This window comes from Streptomyces sp. NPDC092369, assembly GCF_044755245.1.
Classification (GTDB): domain Bacteria; phylum Actinomycetota; class Actinomycetes; order Streptomycetales; family Streptomycetaceae; genus Streptomyces.
In genome coordinates this window covers 1254773-1272155 of the sequence record NZ_JBIVQP010000003.1, presented here as the reverse complement: position 1 = coordinate 1272155, position 17383 = coordinate 1254773, and the positions used below count along the sequence as shown (strand labels likewise).

The following is a 17383-nucleotide window of genomic DNA, read 5'->3' as shown; positions in this document are numbered from 1 at the left end:
AGAAGCAGCCATCGTGTCTGACCCGAACCTGAACGACGCCGCCGTCGAGCCCGATGAGTCGGTCGATGACGAGCTCGACATCGTCGAGGGCTCGGACGAGCAGGACGAGTTCGAGGCTGCCGAGGCCGAGGCGGGCGAGCCCGCCGAGGAAGCCGCGCTGCACGTCGAGGACGAGGACGAGAGCGCCGAGGAAGCGTCCGACGAGGACGCCGAGGACGAGCTCGTCGAAGCGGAGCCCGAGCCGGTCGACCCGGTCGAGGCCCTCCGCCAGGAGCTGCGCGCACTGCCCGGCGAGTGGTACGTCATCCACACCTACGCCGGTTACGAGAACCGCGTGAAGACCAACCTCGAACAGCGTGCCGTCTCGCTGAACGTCGAGGACTTCATCTTCCAGGCCGAGGTGCCGCAGGAAGAGGTCGCGCAGATCAAGAACGGCGAGCGCAAGACGATCAAGCAGAACAAGCTCCCGGGCTACGTCCTGGTCCGCATGGACCTGACGAACGAGTCCTGGGGCGTCGTCCGCAACACCCCCGGCGTCACCGGCTTCGTGGGCAACGCCTACGACCCGTACCCGCTGACCCTGGACGAGATCGTCAAGATGCTCGCGCCGGAGGCCGAGGAGAAGGCCGCCCGTGAGGCCGCCGAGGCCGAGGGCAAGCCGGTTCCGCAGCGCAAGCTCGAGGTCCAGGTGCTGGACTTCGAGGTCGGCGACTCGGTCACCGTCACCGACGGTCCGTTCGCGACGCTGCAGGCGACCATCAACGAGATCAACCCCGACTCCAAGAAGGTCAAGGGTCTCGTCGAGATCTTCGGCCGTGAGACGCCGGTCGAGCTGTCCTTCGATCAGATTCAGAAGAACTGACGACCGAGGTCCGTTGACCGACACAGACAGAGAGAGCGCCTTGAGCCGGGCGGCAGTCGCCCCACGGCTCGGGCGCTCTCGTCGTTTCCTGCTCGCCGGGGTGCTCCTGCTGATCGGGGCGGTCGTCTCGGCCTGCGCCGCATACGTGGGCGTCACCCAGTGGGCACAGGTCTCCTCGCTCCAGAAGGACGGGGTCCGCGAGGTCGGCGTCTTCCACAACGAGGGCGCGGCCAACTGCTGGCGCCACCGCTGCTGGGCCGAGTTCGAGCTCGACGGGAAGAAGGTGGAGGCCGATCTGCCGGTCCTCACCTCCGCCAAGGAGAACAAGGTCTCCCGCGAGGGCGAGCCGATCACCATCCGGTACCGGCCCTCGGACCCGACGGTGGCGGCCGAGGAGGGCGGGCTCGGTCAGGTGGGCGCCATCACCGCACTCATCGGGTTCTTCGGCGTCCTCTTCCTGGTCGCGGGGCTGGTCCAGTTGGTGGTCGCGAGCCGGGACCGTACCCCCGCGCAGCCTTTCTGACCTCGACGATTTCATGCCGGGGGAGGTCATCGGCTACCGTGGTGCGGTATGCCATCTGCCGGATGATTCATCCAATTGATGCAGCTGGTAACCAACTCTCAGTAAGGACCCGGAGAGAGCATGCCTCCCAAGAAGAAGAAGGTCACGGGGCTCATCAAGCTCCAGATCCAGGCCGGCGCGGCCAACCCGGCTCCGCCGGTCGGCCCCGCGCTGGGTCAGCACGGCGTGAACATCATGGAGTTCTGCAAGGCGTACAACGCCGCGACCGAGTCGCAGCGTGGCTGGGTGATCCCGGTGGAGATCACGGTCTACGAGGACCGTTCCTTCACCTTCATCACCAAGACGCCGCCGGCCGCCAAGATGATCCTCAAGGCCGCGGGTGTGGAGAAGGGCTCCGGCGAGCCGCACAAGACCAAGGTCGCCAAGATCACTCAGGCGCAGGTCCGCGAGATCGCCACCACGAAGATGCCCGACCTCAACGCCAACGACCTGGACGCCGCGTCGAAGATCATCGCCGGCACCGCCCGTTCCATGGGCATCACGGTCGAGGGCTGAGTCCCACCCCCGTTCAACTGCAGAAGTGGCAGGGCCTGCTCGGTCCGGACCACGACTCCTAAGACTCACCAGGAGAAGAAGTGAGCAAGCGCAGCAAGTCTCTCCGCGCTGCGGACGAGAAGATCGACCGGGACAAGCTCTACGCCCCGCTCGAGGCCGTCCGTCTCGCCAAGGAGACCTCCACCTCCAAGTTCGACGGCACCGTCGAGGTCGCCTTCCGCCTGGGTGTCGACCCGCGCAAGGCCGACCAGATGGTCCGTGGCACCGTGAACCTTCCGCACGGCACCGGTAAGACCGCCCGGGTCCTGGTCTTCGCGACCGGTGACCGTGCCGAGGCCGCGACCGCCGCGGGCGCCGACATCGTCGGCTCCGACGAACTCATCGACGAGGTGGCGAAGGGCCGGCTGGACTTCGACGCCGTCGTCGCCACCCCGGACCTCATGGGCAAGGTCGGCCGCCTCGGCCGCGTGCTCGGCCCCCGTGGCCTCATGCCGAACCCCAAGACCGGCACGGTCACCCCGGACGTCGTGAAGGCTGTCAACGACATCAAGGGCGGCAAGATCGAGTTCCGCGTCGACAAGCACTCGAACCTGCACTTCATCATCGGCAAGGCGTCCTTCGACGACACCAAGCTGGTGGAGAACTACGGCGCCGCGCTGGAGGAGATCCTCCGTCTGAAGCCGTCCGCCGCCAAGGGTCGCTACATCAAGAAGGCCGCGATCAGCACCACGATCGGCCCCGGCGTTCCGGTCGACCCGAACCGCACCCGCAACCTCCTCGTCGAGGAGGACCCGGCCGCCGTCTGAGCTGAGCGCTCACCCCGGTAGCCGCGTCAGGGACGCGACAAAAGCACGACGGGCTCCGCAACCTTCACGGGTGCGGGGCCCGTCCTTTGTGTGTGCGGATATTTCCGTACGGCTTGTCAGTGCCCTGGGTTACCGTCGGGACACAGCAAACGCTTAGGGGTGGGACGAATGAAGAGCAGGACCGTGCGCCGCGTGGCGCTGTCGATCGCGGTGGGGACCGCTCTGTCGGGGGTGGCCGCTTGCGGTTCCTCGGGCTCCGGCGGCGGGTCCGCCAAGGACGACAACGCGGCCGGCAAGGGCAGCACACGGCTCAGCCCGATAGCCGCCCTGCGCACCGCCGAGAAGTCCACCGACGGCGCCGACTCCGCCAAGGTCGAGTCCACGACGTCCATGGGCTCCGTGATGTCGATGACCGCCGACGGCGCCCTCGGCTGGGCCGACGGTCTCACCGGCAACCTCGTCATCACCTACACCGGCGGCACGATGGCCGACACCATGCGCCAGCTCGGCACCACGTCGATGCAGGCCCGCTACCTGCCCGACGCCTACTACGCCAAGATGGGCGAGCAGTTCGCCCAGCAGGCCGGCGGCAAGCACTGGATCCGGTACGGCTACGACGACCTCGCGGACCTCGGGGGCAGCTCCGGCGCCTACCTCAAGGACCAGATGCAGAACACGACTCCGAACCAGTCGGTGAAGCTGCTGCTGGCCTCCGGGGACGTCAAGAAGGTCGGCACGGAGAAGGTGCGCGGGGTGGAGACCACGCACTACTCGGGCACGGTGGACGTGGCCGACCTGGCCCGCAAGAACTCCAGCCTCACCGCGAGCCAGCTGGCCGGTCTGAAGAAGCAGCTCACCCAGGCCGGTGTCAGCACCGAGACCGTGGACATCTGGGTAGACGGCAAGGACCTGCTGGTCAAGAAGGTCGAGAAGGGCCGGATGACGGCAGGCGAGTACACGCAGACCGCGTACTACAGCGACTACGGCACGAAGGTCTCCGTCAGCGAGCCGGCGGCGAGCGACACCGAGGACTTCAAGGACCTGCTGAAGAAGCAGGGCATGACACCGGGCAGCGGCGACACCGCCAGCGGCTCGGCCGACAGCTCTTGAGATCGGCTGCCGGAGCGGTCGGAACGGCCCGAGTGCTCGGGTTCGCCGGGCTCGCCGTGCTGCTGTGCGCGGGCTGCGTGGGCGGTGCAGGTGGCGGTGCGGGCGGGTCCTCGGACTCGTCCGCCGCCGCGGCCGTCGCGCGGGCGGCGAGAGCGACCGAGGGCGTTCCGTCCGTGCACTACCGGATCAGCGGGCGGATACCGGAGCAGGGACAGGTCGAGACCGAGGCGTCCGTCGCCGCGAAGCCGGCACGCGCCCGCATGGTCACCACCAGCCGGGCCGACGGCAACGCAGGCAAGGCCGAACTGCGCCTGGTCGACGGGGTGTTGTACCAGAGCATGACCGAGAACGGCGTGGCCCAGCAGACGCACGGCAGGCACTGGGCCGACTTCGGTCCGGACGCCAGGTTCACCGCGGGCAGCGGACTGAAGATGGACGTCGGCGGTCTGCGCGACCAGGTCGGGCGCAACCCGGCCCGGGACGCCGCCTTCCTGGCGGCCGCCGACGACGTACGCCGGACCGGCACCGAGACCGTCGCGGGCTCCCGCACCACGCACTACACCGGGACGGCGACCCTCGATCACCTCCGCGACCTAGTGACCGGGAAGGCGAAGGCGGACCTGGCGCAGTACAAGACGTTGGGCGTCGACGAGCTCACCCTCGACGTATGGGTGGACGGCGACGACCATGTCAGGCGGCTGCGGACCCAGGGCTTCGGCCGGCACGGGGAGCTCGATCTCACCGTCACCCTGCTCGACTTCGGCACGCCGGTGACGGTGCGGGCACCGGCCGCCGACGACACGGTGGACCTGCGCGAGCAGGCCGGGAAGTCCCGGGGCTGAGCACCGTAGGAGCGGATTTGCTTGACAGGGATGCGGTCCCGTACTCTCCAGGAGAAGCCAAAGACCGCTGGTCGTTGCCGTGCTCTCGCAAGAGGGTTCGGTGACCGAAGGATCCGCTGAACTGCGGACGACCCGCGCAGGTGACACTGTGGAAGTACTCCCGGACTTCGCCGCCCAACAGCGGGTGAACCCGGTCGAGTTACGCCCCGTGCGCCTGCGCCGGGGCGTTTCGTATTCCTCAGCCCCTTCTGAGCGGTCCAACACCCGGAAGGAGGCCGACGCTCTATGGCAAGGCCCGACAAGGCTGCTGCGGTAGCCGAGCTGACGGAGCAGTTCCGCAGCTCGAACGCTGCTGTGCTGACCGAGTACCGGGGTCTCACCGTGGCGCAGCTCAAGACGCTGCGTCGTTCGCTCGGTGAGAACGCCCAGTACGCCGTGGTGAAGAACACGCTGACCAAGATTGCGGCCAACGAGGCCGGGATCTCCACGCTCGACGACCTGTTCAACGGTCCGACGGCGGTCGCCTTCGTCACCGGTGACCCGGTGACGTCGGCGAAGGGTCTTCGTGACTTCGCCAAGGACAACCCGAACCTCGTCATCAAGGGCGGTGTCCTTGACGGCAAGGCGCTGTCCGCCGACGAGATCAAGAAGCTCGCGGACCTCGAGTCCCGCGAGGTTCTGCTCTCCAAGCTGGCGGGTGCCTTCAAGGGCAAGCAGACTCAGGCTGCGCAGCTCTTCCAGGCGCTTCCGTCGAAGCTCGTCCGCACCGTGGACGCCCTTCGCGCCAAGCAAGAAGAGCAGGGCGGTGCCGAGTAATTCGGCTCGCGAAATGACCGCCGCCTGAGGCTTCGCGCCCCAAGGCAACGGTCGTAGCGGGCCGAACGTACGCCCGCCAGACATGTACACACCCGGCACCAGCCGAATTAGTGAAGGGAAGCCATCGTGGCTCTCACCCAGGACGAACTGCTCGCCGAGTTCGAGACGATGACCCTCATCCAGCTTTCCGAGTTCGTGAAGGCGTTCGAGGAGAAGTTCGACGTCACCGCCGCTGCCGCGGTCGCCGTTGCCGGTCCCGCCGCTACCGGCGCTCCGGTCGAGGCCGAGGCCGAGCAGGACGAGTTCGACGTCATCCTCACCGGCGCCGGCGAGAAGAAGATCCAGGTCATCAAGGTCGTGCGTGAGCTGACCTCGCTGGGCCTGAAGGAGGCCAAGGACCTCGTGGACGGCGCCCCGAAGCCCGTCGTCGAGAAGGTCGCCAAGGAGGCCGCCGAGAAGGCTGCCGAGTCCCTCAAGGCCGCCGGCGCCTCCGTCGAGGTCAAGTAACACCTCCGAGGCCCTCAAGGCCTCCGCGCGCGGACGCGGCCCGATCGGGCTGTAACGCGAGAGCACCGAAGAGCGATCATCCATCCGGGTGGTCGCTCTTCGGCGTTCCGGGGAGGCGGGCCACGGTTGCCTTGCACCCGCAGTGGCGGCGGGTATGGTGATCTTCGTCGTGTCTCCCGCGCACCGGGTTTGCGCAGAGGGGCCTTGACGAACCGCACGGAGCGCGCAATTCTCAGGACGCGTCGCCAGAACGGTCCGAATCCGAGGCATGGATCGGCGACGAAGAGGGCAGTATCAACGTGCGTTGAAGGCAGGCATGGCGCAGGCGTTGAGGACAACGAGGGTCTCAGAAAATGGGGACTGGACATCAGTGTGCCGAGTGGCTACACTGACCCTTTGCGCTGCCTGTTAGCTGTCCCCTGCCCGTCACCAGGGGTCTGCCCTCACCTGAGCACCGATGACCGAGCCCCCTTTGAACTGGGGTTTCTGTCTCCGTGGCCGGGGAGGGATCGGGGAGCGCGTAGTGAGTCCGAGCCCTCGGAAGGACCCCCTCTTGGCCGCCTCGCGCACTGCCTCGACCGCGAATACGAACAACGCTGCCAGCACCGCCCCGCTGCGCATCTCTTTTGCAAAGATCAAGGAGCCCCTCGAGGTTCCGAACCTTCTTGCGCTGCAGACCGAGAGCTTCGACTGGCTGCTCGGCAACGACGCGTGGAAGGCTCGAGTCGAGGCGGCTCTGGATTCCGGTCAGGACGTCCCCACCAAGTCCGGTCTGGAGGAGATCTTCGAGGAGATCTCCCCGATCGAGGACTTCTCCGGGTCGATGTCGCTGACCTTCCGCGACCACCGTTTCGAGCCGCCTAAGAACAGCATCGACGAGTGCAAGGAGCGCGACTTCACGTACGCGGCTCCGCTCTTCGTCACCGCCGAGTTCACGAACAACGAGACCGGCGAGATCAAGTCCCAGACCGTCTTCATGGGTGACTTCCCGCTCATGACGAACAAGGGCACCTTCGTCATCAACGGCACCGAGCGTGTCGTGGTGTCGCAGCTGGTCCGCTCGCCGGGTGTCTACTTCGACTCCTCCATCGACAAGACGTCCGACAAGGACATCTTCTCCGCCAAGATCATCCCGTCCCGGGGTGCCTGGCTGGAGATGGAGATCGACAAGCGCGACATGGTCGGTGTCCGCATCGACCGCAAGCGCAAGCAGTCCGTCACCGTTCTCCTGAAGGCTCTCGGCTGGACCACCGAGCAGATCCTCGAGGAGTTCGGCGAGTACGAGTCGATGCGCGCCACCCTGGAGAAGGACCACACCCAGGGCCAGGACGACGCGCTGCTCGACATCTACCGCAAGCTGCGTCCGGGCGAGCCCCCGACCCGTGAGGCCGCGCAGACGCTGCTCGAGAACCTCTACTTCAACCCCAAGCGCTACGACCTGGCCAAGGTCGGCCGCTACAAGGTCAACAAGAAGCTGGGTGCGGACGCTCCGCTGGACGCGGGCATCCTGACCGTCGAGGACATCATCTCGACGATCAAGTACCTGGTGAAGCTGCACGCCGGTGAGACCGAGACGGTCGGCGACAGCGGCGGCTCCATCGTCGTCGAGACCGACGACATCGACCACTTCGGCAACCGTCGTCTGCGCAGCGTCGGCGAGCTCATCCAGAACCAGGTCCGCACGGGTCTGGCTCGTATGGAGCGCGTCGTGCGTGAGCGCATGACGACCCAGGACGTCGAGGCGATCACGCCGCAGACCCTGATCAACATCCGGCCGGTCGTCGCCTCCATCAAGGAGTTCTTCGGCACCAGCCAGCTGTCGCAGTTCATGGACCAGAACAACCCGCTGTCGGGTCTCACCCACAAGCGCCGTCTGTCGGCTCTTGGCCCGGGTGGTCTCTCCCGTGAGCGAGCCGGCTTCGAGGTCCGTGACGTGCACCCCTCGCACTACGGGCGCATGTGTCCGATCGAGACCCCTGAGGGCCCGAACATCGGTCTGATCGGTTCGCTCGCCTCCTACGGCCGCGTCAACGCGTTCGGTTTCGTGGAGACGCCGTACCGCAAGGTCGTCGACGGTCAGGTCACCGACGAGGTGGACTACCTGACGGCCGACGAAGAGGACCGATTCGTCATCGCGCAGGCCAACGCCACGCTCAACGACGACATGCAGTTCACCGAGGCCCGGGTCCTCGTCCGCCGCCGTGGCGGAGAGGTCGACTACGTCGCCGGTGACGACGTGGACTACATGGACGTCTCGCCGCGCCAGATGGTGTCGGTCGCGACCGCCATGATCCCGTTCCTCGAGCACGACGACGCCAACCGTGCCCTGATGGGCGCGAACATGATGCGTCAGGCCGTTCCGCTCATCAAGAGCGAGGCCCCGCTCGTCGGCACCGGCATGGAGTACCGCTCCGCCGTCGACGCCGGCGACGTGGTCAAGGCCGAGAAGGCGGGTGTCGTCCAGGAGGTCTCCGCGGACTACATCACCACCGCCAACGACGACGGCACGTACATCACGTACCGCCTGGCCAAGTTCGCCCGCTCCAACCAGGGCACCTCGGTCAACCAGAAGGTCATCGTCAACGAGGGCGACCGGATCATCGAGGGCCAGGTCCTGGCCGACGGTCCGGCCACCGAGAACGGCGAGATGGCGCTGGGCAAGAACCTGCTCGTGGCGTTCATGCCGTGGGAGGGTCACAACTACGAGGACGCGATCATCCTGTCGCAGCGCCTCGTGCAGGACGACGTCCTCTCCTCGATCCACATCGAGGAGCACGAGGTCGACGCCCGTGACACCAAGCTCGGCCCCGAGGAGATCACCCGGGACATCCCGAACGTCTCCGAGGAGGTCCTCGCCGACCTCGACGAGCGCGGCATCATCCGGATCGGTGCCGAGGTCGTCGCCGGTGACATCCTCGTCGGCAAGGTCACGCCCAAGGGTGAGACCGAGCTGACCCCCGAGGAGCGCCTGCTCCGCGCGATCTTCGGCGAGAAGGCGCGCGAGGTGCGCGACACCTCGCTGAAGGTGCCGCACGGCGAGATCGGCAAGGTCATCGGCGTCCGCGTCTTCGACCGCGAGGAGGGCGACGAACTGCCGCCCGGCGTCAACCAGTTGGTCCGGGTGTATGTTGCGCAGAAGCGCAAGATCACCGACGGCGACAAGCTGGCCGGCCGGCACGGCAACAAGGGCGTCATCTCGAAGATCCTGCCGATCGAGGACATGCCGTTCCTGGAGGACGGCACCCCGGTCGACATCATCCTCAACCCGCTGGGTGTCCCGTCCCGAATGAACCCGGGACAGGTCCTGGAGATCCACCTCGGCTGGCTCGCCAGCCGCGGCTGGGACGTCTCCGGCCTCGCGGACGACTGGGCGCAGCGCCTCCAGGTCATCGGTGCCGACCAGGTCGCGCCGGGTACCAACGTCGCGACCCCGGTCTTCGACGGTGCCCGCGAGGACGAGATCTCCGGTCTCTTCGAGGCCACGATCCCCAACCGCGACGGCGACCGGCTGGTCCAGCCCTCCGGCAAGGCCAACCTGTTCGACGGCCGCTCCGGCGAGCCGTTCCCGAAGCCGATCTCCATCGGCTACATGTACATCCTCAAGCTGCACCACCTGGTCGACGACAAGCTGCACGCCCGCTCGACCGGTCCGTACTCGATGATCACCCAGCAGCCGCTGGGTGGTAAGGCCCAGTTCGGTGGCCAGCGCTTCGGTGAGATGGAGGTGTGGGCGCTGGAGGCTTATGGCGCCGCGTACGCCCTCCAGGAGCTGCTGACCATCAAGTCCGACGACGTGACCGGCCGCGTGAAGGTCTACGAGGCCATCGTCAAGGGCGAGAACATCCCCGAGCCCGGCATCCCCGAGTCCTTCAAGGTGCTCATCAAGGAGATGCAGTCCCTGTGCCTCAACGTGGAGGTGCTGTCCTCGGACGGCATGTCCATCGAGATGCGCGACACCGACGAGGACGTCTTCCGCGCTGCGGAGGAGCTTGGCATCGACCTGTCCCGGCGTGAGCCGAGCAGCGTCGAAGAGGTCTGACGGGAGTCCGGCCGAAGGTCCTGGTGAGGAATCTTCGGCCGGCCCCTGGACCCCCGTATCAGACCCCATGACTTACAACCCTGAGAGGGATTGACGCATAGTGCTCGACGTCAACTTCTTCGATGAGCTCCGGATCGGTCTGGCCACCGCTGACGACATCCGTCAGTGGAGCCACGGCGAGGTCAAGAAGCCTGAGACCATCAACTACCGCACCCTCAAGCCCGAGAAGGACGGACTCTTCTGCGAGAAGATCTTCGGTCCGACCCGGGACTGGGAGTGCTACTGCGGCAAGTACAAGCGCGTCCGCTTCAAGGGCATCATCTGTGAGCGCTGCGGCGTCGAGGTGACCCGCGCCAAGGTGCGCCGTGAGCGGATGGGCCACATCGAACTGGCCGCCCCCGTCACGCACATCTGGTACTTCAAGGGTGTCCCGTCCCGTCTGGGCTACCTGCTCGACCTCGCCCCGAAGGACCTCGAGAAGGTCATCTACTTCGCGGCGTACATGATCACGTTCGTCGACGAGGAGCGCCGCACCCGCGACCTGCCCTCCCTGGAGGCGCACGTCTCCGTGGAGCGTCAGCAGGTCGAGAACCGGCGTGACTCCGACCTCGAAGCCCGCGCCAAGAAGCTCGAGGCCGACCTGGCCGAGCTGGAGGCCGAGGGCGCCAAGGCCGACGTGCGCCGCAAGGTGCGCGAAGGTGCCGAGCGGGAGATGAAGCAGCTGCGCGACCGTGCGCAGCGCGAGATCGACCGCCTGGACGAGGTGTGGACCCGGTTCAAGAACCTCAAGGTCCAGGACCTGGAGGGCGACGAGCTCCTCTACCGCGAGCTGCGTGACCGCTTCGGCACGTACTTCGACGGTTCGATGGGTGCCGCGGCGCTGCAGAAGCGCCTGGAGTCCTTCGACCTCGACGAGGAGGCCGAGCGGCTTCGCGAGATCATCCGCACCGGCAAGGGCCAGAAGAAGACCCGTGCGCTGAAGCGGCTGAAGGTCGTGTCTGCCTTCCTGCAGACCTCCAACAGCCCTAAGGGCATGGTCCTCGACTGCGTCCCGGTCATCCCGCCGGACCTCCGCCCGATGGTGCAGCTGGACGGTGGCCGCTTCGCGACCTCCGACCTGAACGACCTGTACCGCCGTGTGATCAACCGCAACAACCGCCTGAAGCGGCTTCTGGATCTTGGTGCTCCCGAGATCATCGTCAACAACGAGAAGCGCATGCTTCAGGAGGCCGTCGACGCGCTGTTCGACAACGGTCGTCGTGGCCGTCCGGTCACCGGCCCGGGTAACCGCCCGCTGAAGTCCCTGAGCGACATGCTCAAGGGCAAGCAGGGTCGCTTCCGTCAGAACCTGCTCGGCAAGCGCGTGGACTACTCCGCGCGTTCCGTGATCGTCGTCGGTCCGCAGCTGAAGCTGCACCAGTGCGGTCTGCCGAAGGCCATGGCGCTGGAGCTCTTCAAGCCGTTCGTGATGAAGCGCCTGGTGGACCTGAACCACGCGCAGAACATCAAGAGCGCCAAGCGGATGGTCGAGCGCGGCCGCACGGTCGTGTACGACGTCCTGGAAGAGGTCATCGCGGAGCACCCGGTTCTGCTGAACCGTGCGCCCACGCTGCACCGCCTCGGCATCCAGGCCTTCGAGCCGCAGCTGGTCGAGGGCAAGGCCATCCAGATCCACCCGCTCGTCTGCACCGCGTTCAACGCGGACTTCGACGGTGACCAGATGGCCGTGCACCTGCCGCTCTCCGCGGAGGCGCAGGCCGAGGCCCGCATCCTGATGCTGTCCTCGAACAACATCCTCAAGCCCGCCGACGGCCGTCCGGTGACGATGCCGACCCAGGACATGGTCCTTGGTCTGTTCTTCCTCACCACCGACGGCGAGCTGCGGAACGTGAAGGGCGAGGACCGCTCCTTCGCGTCCGTCGCCGAGGCGATCATGGCGTTCGACGCCGGCGAGCTCTCGCTGCAGTCGCGCGTGGACATCCGCTTCCCGGTGGGCACCATCCCGCCGCGCGGCTGGACCCCGCCGGCGCAGGAGGAGGGCGAGCCGGAGTGGCAGCAGGGTGACAGCTTCCGGCTGAAGACGACCCTGGGCCGCGCGCTCTTCAACGAGCTGCTGCCCGAGGACTACCCGTTCGTCGACTACGAGATCGGCAAGAAGCAGCTCTCCGAGATCGTCAACGACCTCGCCGAGCGCTACCCCAAGGTCATCGTGGCGGCGACGCTCGACAACCTGAAGGCGGCCGGCTTCTTCTGGGCGACCCGTTCCGGTGTCACCGTGGCCATCTCCGACATCGTCGTGCCCGACGCGAAGCGCGCGATCGTCAAGGGCTACGAGGACCAGGACGAGAAGGTCCAGAAGCAGTACGAGCGTGGTCTGATCACCAAGGAAGAGCGCACGCAGGAGCTCATCGCGATCTGGACCAAGGCGACCAACGAGGTCGCCGAGGCGATGAACGCGAACTTCCCGAAGACCAACCCGGTCTCGATGATGGTGAACTCGGGCGCACGAGGCAACATGATGCAGATGCGTCAGATCGCCGGTATGCGTGGTCTGGTGTCGAACGCCAAGAACGAGACGATCCCGCGTCCCATCAAGGCGTCCTTCCGTGAGGGCCTGTCCGTGCTGGAGTACTTCATCTCCACGCACGGTGCCCGTAAGGGTCTGGCGGACACCGCCCTGCGTACCGCCGACTCGGGTTACCTCACCCGTCGTCTGGTCGACGTCTCCCAGGACGTCATCATCCGCGAGGAGGACTGCGGCACCGACCGCGGCCTCAGGCTCCAGATCGCGGAGGTCGGCGCGGACGGCGTGCTGCGCAAGGCCGACAACGTCGAGACCAGCGTGTACGCCCGTGCGCTGGCCGAGGACATCACCGTCGACGGCAAGGTGCTGGCCCCGGCCAACACCGACCTGGGTGACGTGCTCATCGACGAGTTGGTCAAGCACGGTGTCTCCGAGGTCAAGACCCGCTCGGTCCTGACCTGTGAGTCCGCCGTCGGCACCTGCGCCATGTGCTACGGCCGCTCGCTGGCCACCGGCAAGCTGGTCGACATCGGTGAGGCGGTCGGCATCATCGCCGCCCAGTCCATCGGTGAGCCCGGCACGCAGCTGACGATGCGTACCTTCCACACCGGTGGTGTGGCCGGTGACGACATCACCCAGGGTCTGCCCCGTGTCGTCGAGCTCTTCGAGGCTCGTACGCCGAAGGGTGTCGCCCCGATCTCCGAGGCCCAGGGCCGCGTGCGGATCGAGGAGACCGAGAAGACCAAGAAGATCGTCATCACCCCGGACGACGGCAGCGACGAGACGGCGTTCCCGATCTCCAAGCGTGCCCGTCTTCTGGTCAGCGAGGGCGAGCACGTCCAGGTGGGCCAGAAGCTCACCGTGGGTGCCACCAACCCGCACGACGTGCTGCGGATCCTCGGTCAGCGCGCGGTCCAGGTCCACCTGGTCGGCGAGGTCCAGAAGGTCTACAACTCGCAGGGTGTGTCGATCCACGACAAGCACATCGAGATCATCATCCGGCAGATGCTGCGCCGGGTGACGATCATCGAGTCGGGCGACGCGGAGCTGCTGCCCGGCGAGCTGGTCGAGCGTTCGAAGTTCGAGACCGAGAACCGTCGTGTGGTCCAGGAAGGCGGCCACCCGGCCTCCGGCCGTCCGCAGCTGATGGGTATCACCAAGGCCTCGCTGGCGACGGAGTCCTGGCTGTCGGCCGCCTCCTTCCAGGAGACGACCCGAGTGCTGACGGACGCGGCGATCAACGCCAAGTCCGACAGCCTCATCGGCCTCAAGGAGAACGTCATCATCGGTAAGCTCATCCCGGCCGGTACGGGTCTGTCCCGCTACCGCAACATCCGGGTCGAGCCCACCGAAGAGGCCAAGGCCGCGATGTACTCGGCCGTCGGCTACGACGACATCGACTACTCGCCGTTCGGTACCGGCTCCGGCCAGGCCGTCCCGCTGGAGGACTACGACTACGGTCCGTACAACCAGTAAGGCGTACGTCTGCTGAAGGGCGGTCACCACGCTTCGTGCGGGGTGGCCGCCCTTCGGCATGTCAGCGGGCGGTGAGCTGGACGAAGGTCACGACCGCGGTGGCGATCGCGGCCAGGACGCCGATGCTGGCGAGCGGCCAGCGGGAGCGTTCCAGCGACTCCACGCGCCGCTCGTGGTCGGCGAGTTGCCGGTCGGTCTGGTCGCAGCGCTGGACCACGAGCGCGAGCGAGCCGTCGACCCGGGCGAGGTGGGAGTCCAGGCTGCCGCGCAGGCGTTCCAGCTCCAGCGCGACGGCGAGCGAGTCGTTCTGGTCGGGGTCGGTGGCGGCCTGGTTCCGCGAGTTGGCGGGGCCCACGTTGCGTCATCTCCTTGGGGTCTGTTCGGGTACGGGACACAGGGGAGGGGAGCGGTCTTGAGGGCTGTTTCAGGGCTGCCCCCGGGCTGTCTCAGGGCCGCGTCAGGGCCGTTCGGTGTCCGGGTGCGGGCGGGCCGGCTGGGGTCCGGAGAGGGGCGGGAAGGGGAGGACGGTCGCGTCGGCGGGGGTGCCGTCGCGGGGCCTGGGCTGGGCCGCCGCCTCCGCCCTGCGGCGCTCGTCGTGCTCGCCGCGGTCCCGCCAGCCCTGGCCGTACGCGGTGAACTCCCGGCGCTCGATCTCCGTCCGCGTGGTGATCACCAGGTCCGGCGGGATCGGACGGCCCTTGAGGTGGGCGGCAAGGGCCCGTCGTAGCTCGGCGCTTGTCCCGGCCTCGTCGGTCTCGTTCCGTTCCGTGTCGTCGTCCCTGGTCATGAGGCCCTCGTATCCCTCCGTACCGTGCGGACCCTCGCTCGGTTCCACTCCGTTCGAATCGAACAAGTGAGCGATAGCTGTTCGCAGGGTACTCCACGCGTGCGCTCGCGCGGGGGAGAAACGGAAGCGATCACCTCCGGTGGGGGGCGGGGAGTGCGGGCATGCGAAAGCGGCGGGCCGTCACCCGGTGTCCGGGTACAGCTCCGCCGCTGTGTCTACTGTGACATGTTGCGAGCGCGATCGCAACCATTTCGATCAGTCGGCCGCGAGGCTCCCGGCGTCATTCCCCTCCGGCAGAAACTGCTCGACCACCCGTACGAACATCTCCCGCCGGTCGGCCGGTACGCCCAGGAGCTCCGCGACCTCCTCGGGAGTGGGCCGGCGGCCGGGCTCGGTACCGGCGGCGGGGAAGGGGGATCGCTCGTGCGGGTCGGCCAGTTCCTCGGCGGTCAGGCGCCCCGAGCGGATCAGCAGGTCGCGGACCGGCACTCCGAGCACGCGGGCGAGTCGACGCGTGGTCTCCAGGTCAGGCATGCTCTGGCGCTGCAGCAGACGGGTCACGGCGGCACGGTGGACGCCCGCCTCGTCCGCGATCCGCGACTTGCCGCCGCCGCGCGGGCTGTCGATGTCGTAGCCGCGTTCGCGCATCAGGTCCTCGACCCATGTGGCGAACGCGTCCAGATCCGGACTGGTCATCTGTCAGCTCGCTTCCCTCGGCGGGGACGTCCAGTTTGCTTGCGCGCGCGGTACTACGTGCGCTCGTGCAAGCAATGAGTATAGAGGCGTGGATGCCGTGTGGGCAGAGTGGCCGGAACTAGATTGCGTGCGCACGCGCAACATGTCAGGGTGGACGGCCCCTGAAAGCCCCCTTCCCTTCTCCCGGACCGAGAGAGGCCATGGCCCCCACCGACCCCAACACCCCCACTGTTCAGGCCGCCCGCTGGATCGACCGGCTGCTCCAGCAGCTGCCCGAGCTGGTGGCGGAGTTGGCGCCCGGCCGCGCCGCACCGGTCCTCCGCCCCGGCTCCCCGCCGTCGGCCGGCCACGGCACCGCCCCGATCCGCGTCCACGTCTCCGACGCCCTCCGTGACATCACGGACGGCGTGTTCGAACTGGAGGAGGCCGTGTGCGAGCGCCTCGCCCTGCCCCGCCCGGGCCGCGCGTCCGTGCCCGAGCGGCTCCGGCGTATCGCCGCGCTCCTCCACGGCATCGCCGCCGACCCCGTGCTGGCCGCGCACGTGCGCGACGAGAGCCGGCGGCTGGCCCGGCGGTGCGCGCGTGCGCTGGGGGACGCCGAGACCGTCGTACGGGTCTCCGGGCGCTGCCCCCGGTGCCACTCCGTCTCGCTGCGCGACTTCCCCGAGCGGGGGGCCGTCCGCTGTGTGAATCCCGGGTGCCCGGTCGGTCCGGAGCGGGCGCACGGCCTGGATGAGACGGTTCCCGGTCCCCTCGCCGCCCGGGAGGTCGGGGTCGCGCCGGCGACCATCCGCAAGTGGGTCCAGCTCGGCCGGCTGCCGGTGGCCGGGCGCGCGGGGCGGGCGCAGCTCTTCCGGCTGGAGGACGTGTTCGCGGCCGAACGGGCGGTGCGGAGCGGCTCGCGAGGCCGGGGCGATTCGGGCGACGCACCCTGACGGCAGGGCGTCCGATGCCGCATCATGGAGGGACCTCGGGGGGTTCTGGAGGTGCTCGGTGTCCCAACCGTCGTGGCAGCCGTGGCAGGACAAGGACGAGTCGTCGGTCAACGGCACGCCGTACGACACGCAGGGGAGAGGCGTGTCCCGGCCGGCCTCCCAGCCGCACCTTCAGCCCCAGCCGTATCTCCAACCCCAACGCCAGCCGTATCCGCAGCCTTGGCAGACGCCCGTCGCCCCCACCGCCCCCGCCATGCTCGCCTCGCACGCCGATCGCGAGCGGGCCGTGGACGTGCTGCGGGCGGGGTACGGGGAGGGGCGGCTGGAGAAGGGGGAGTTCGACCGGCGGGTGGAGCGGGTGTACGCGGCCCGTACCGTCGGGGAGCTGGCACTGCTCGTGGCCGACCTTCCGCTGGGTCCTGTGCCGCAGCCGGCGCCCGTCACCGCCGTACCGCGGACGTTTCTGCCGCAGCCGGCGCCGCGGACGAACGGGAAGGCGGTCGGGGCCGCCATCTGCGGGGTGCTGTGTCTGCCGACCTTCGGGCTGACCGGGATTCCGGCGGTGGTGCTGGGGCACACGGCGCGTACGGAGATCCGGCGGACCGGGGAGGGCGGCGACGGGCTCGCGCTGACCGGGCTCGTCATCGGCTGGCTCTCCACTGCGGGCTGGGCGCTGCTCCTGACGCTGATGATTCTGGTGGGTGTCGCGACCGGATGACGGGCCGATGACGACCGGGCCCGACGTGTGCGGAATGTGAAATCGAAGATCGACTACGGCGTAGGGGCTTGACACCGGAGGCCCGGCACTGTTGGTGCCGTCCATTTGTTTTGACCGCAGCGTATGAGCTAGGTACCCTCGGACCTTGTGCCTGGGGTGTGCCCTGGCCCTTGTGCGTGCCTTCGAA

Annotated in this window: 15 protein-coding genes; 12 read left to right on the top strand and 3 right to left on the bottom strand. The window is 67.8% G+C overall.

The window, feature by feature from the left end:
- Window positions 1-13: 13 nt before the first annotated feature.
- The 10 genes from nusG to ACIQI8_RS22670 all read left to right on the top strand — a co-directional run bounded on the left by nusG (window position 14) and on the right by ACIQI8_RS22670 (window position 14060).
- Window positions 14-862, top strand: a complete 849-nt coding sequence (gene nusG, locus ACIQI8_RS22715; RefSeq protein WP_402353358.1) for a transcription termination/antitermination protein NusG — start codon at window positions 14-16, stop codon at window positions 860-862.
- Window positions 863-902: 40 nt separating this feature from the next.
- Entirely contained in the window at window positions 903-1385 is a 483-nt protein-coding gene (locus ACIQI8_RS22710; protein WP_402353355.1) for a DUF3592 domain-containing protein, read from the top strand.
- A gap of 120 nt (window positions 1386-1505) precedes the next feature.
- The gene (gene rplK / locus ACIQI8_RS22705) at window positions 1506-1940 is read left to right on the top strand and encodes a 50S ribosomal protein L11 (protein WP_030359033.1); all 435 of its coding nucleotides are present in this window, start codon (window positions 1506-1508) and stop codon (window positions 1938-1940) included.
- Window positions 1941-2020: 80 nt separating this feature from the next.
- Window positions 2021-2746, top strand: a complete 726-nt coding sequence (rplA, locus tag ACIQI8_RS22700) for a 50S ribosomal protein L1 (RefSeq protein ID WP_123998331.1) — start codon at window positions 2021-2023, stop codon at window positions 2744-2746.
- A 168-nt stretch (window positions 2747-2914) separates the two neighbouring features.
- A complete protein-coding gene (locus ACIQI8_RS22695) occupies window positions 2915-3856 on the top strand; it encodes a hypothetical protein (protein WP_402353352.1) in 942 nt (313 codons plus the stop codon).
- A gap of 32 nt (window positions 3857-3888) precedes the next feature.
- A complete protein-coding gene (locus ACIQI8_RS22690; RefSeq protein ID WP_402353349.1) occupies window positions 3889-4698 on the top strand; it encodes an LppX_LprAFG lipoprotein in 810 nt (269 codons plus the stop codon).
- 285 nt (window positions 4699-4983) lie between these two features.
- Entirely contained in the window at window positions 4984-5514 is a 531-nt protein-coding gene (gene rplJ, locus ACIQI8_RS22685) for a 50S ribosomal protein L10 (protein ID WP_402353346.1), read from the top strand.
- Window positions 5515-5637: 123 nt separating this feature from the next.
- Complete coding sequence (gene rplL / locus ACIQI8_RS22680; RefSeq protein ID WP_402354118.1) at window positions 5638-6021, top strand: 50S ribosomal protein L7/L12; 384 nt, start codon at window positions 5638-5640, stop codon at window positions 6019-6021.
- A 553-nt stretch (window positions 6022-6574) separates the two neighbouring features.
- Window positions 6575-10060 (top strand): DNA-directed RNA polymerase subunit beta, encoded by a 3486-nt coding sequence (gene rpoB, locus ACIQI8_RS22675; RefSeq protein WP_402353343.1) that lies wholly within the window; start codon window positions 6575-6577, stop codon window positions 10058-10060.
- A gap of 100 nt (window positions 10061-10160) precedes the next feature.
- A complete protein-coding gene (locus ACIQI8_RS22670; RefSeq protein ID WP_123998326.1) occupies window positions 10161-14060 on the top strand; it encodes a DNA-directed RNA polymerase subunit beta' in 3900 nt (1299 codons plus the stop codon).
- Between the two features lie 61 nt (window positions 14061-14121).
- Here ACIQI8_RS22670 and ACIQI8_RS22665 read toward each other — a convergent pair whose 3' ends face one another.
- From ACIQI8_RS22665 to ACIQI8_RS22655, 3 genes are all read right to left on the bottom strand, one after another.
- On the bottom strand, window positions 14122-14415 hold the full coding sequence (locus tag ACIQI8_RS22665) for a hypothetical protein (protein WP_402353340.1): 294 nt from the start codon (window positions 14413-14415) through the stop codon (window positions 14122-14124).
- A 102-nt stretch (window positions 14416-14517) separates the two neighbouring features.
- Entirely contained in the window at window positions 14518-14847 is a 330-nt protein-coding gene (locus tag ACIQI8_RS22660; RefSeq protein WP_402353337.1) for a hypothetical protein, read from the bottom strand.
- A gap of 255 nt (window positions 14848-15102) precedes the next feature.
- Entirely contained in the window at window positions 15103-15543 is a 441-nt protein-coding gene (locus ACIQI8_RS22655; protein WP_402353334.1) for a helix-turn-helix domain-containing protein, read from the bottom strand.
- Window positions 15544-16271: 728 nt separating this feature from the next.
- Here ACIQI8_RS22655 and ACIQI8_RS22650 point away from each other — a divergent pair.
- Together ACIQI8_RS22650 and ACIQI8_RS22645 are read left to right on the top strand one after the other, a co-directional pair.
- A complete protein-coding gene (locus ACIQI8_RS22650) occupies window positions 16272-16478 on the top strand; it encodes a hypothetical protein (RefSeq protein WP_402354115.1) in 207 nt (68 codons plus the stop codon).
- Between the two features lie 253 nt (window positions 16479-16731).
- Window positions 16732-17196 (top strand): DUF1707 and DUF4190 domain-containing protein, encoded by a 465-nt coding sequence (locus tag ACIQI8_RS22645; protein WP_402354112.1) that lies wholly within the window; start codon window positions 16732-16734, stop codon window positions 17194-17196.
- The last annotated feature ends 187 nt before the right edge of the window (window positions 17197-17383 follow it).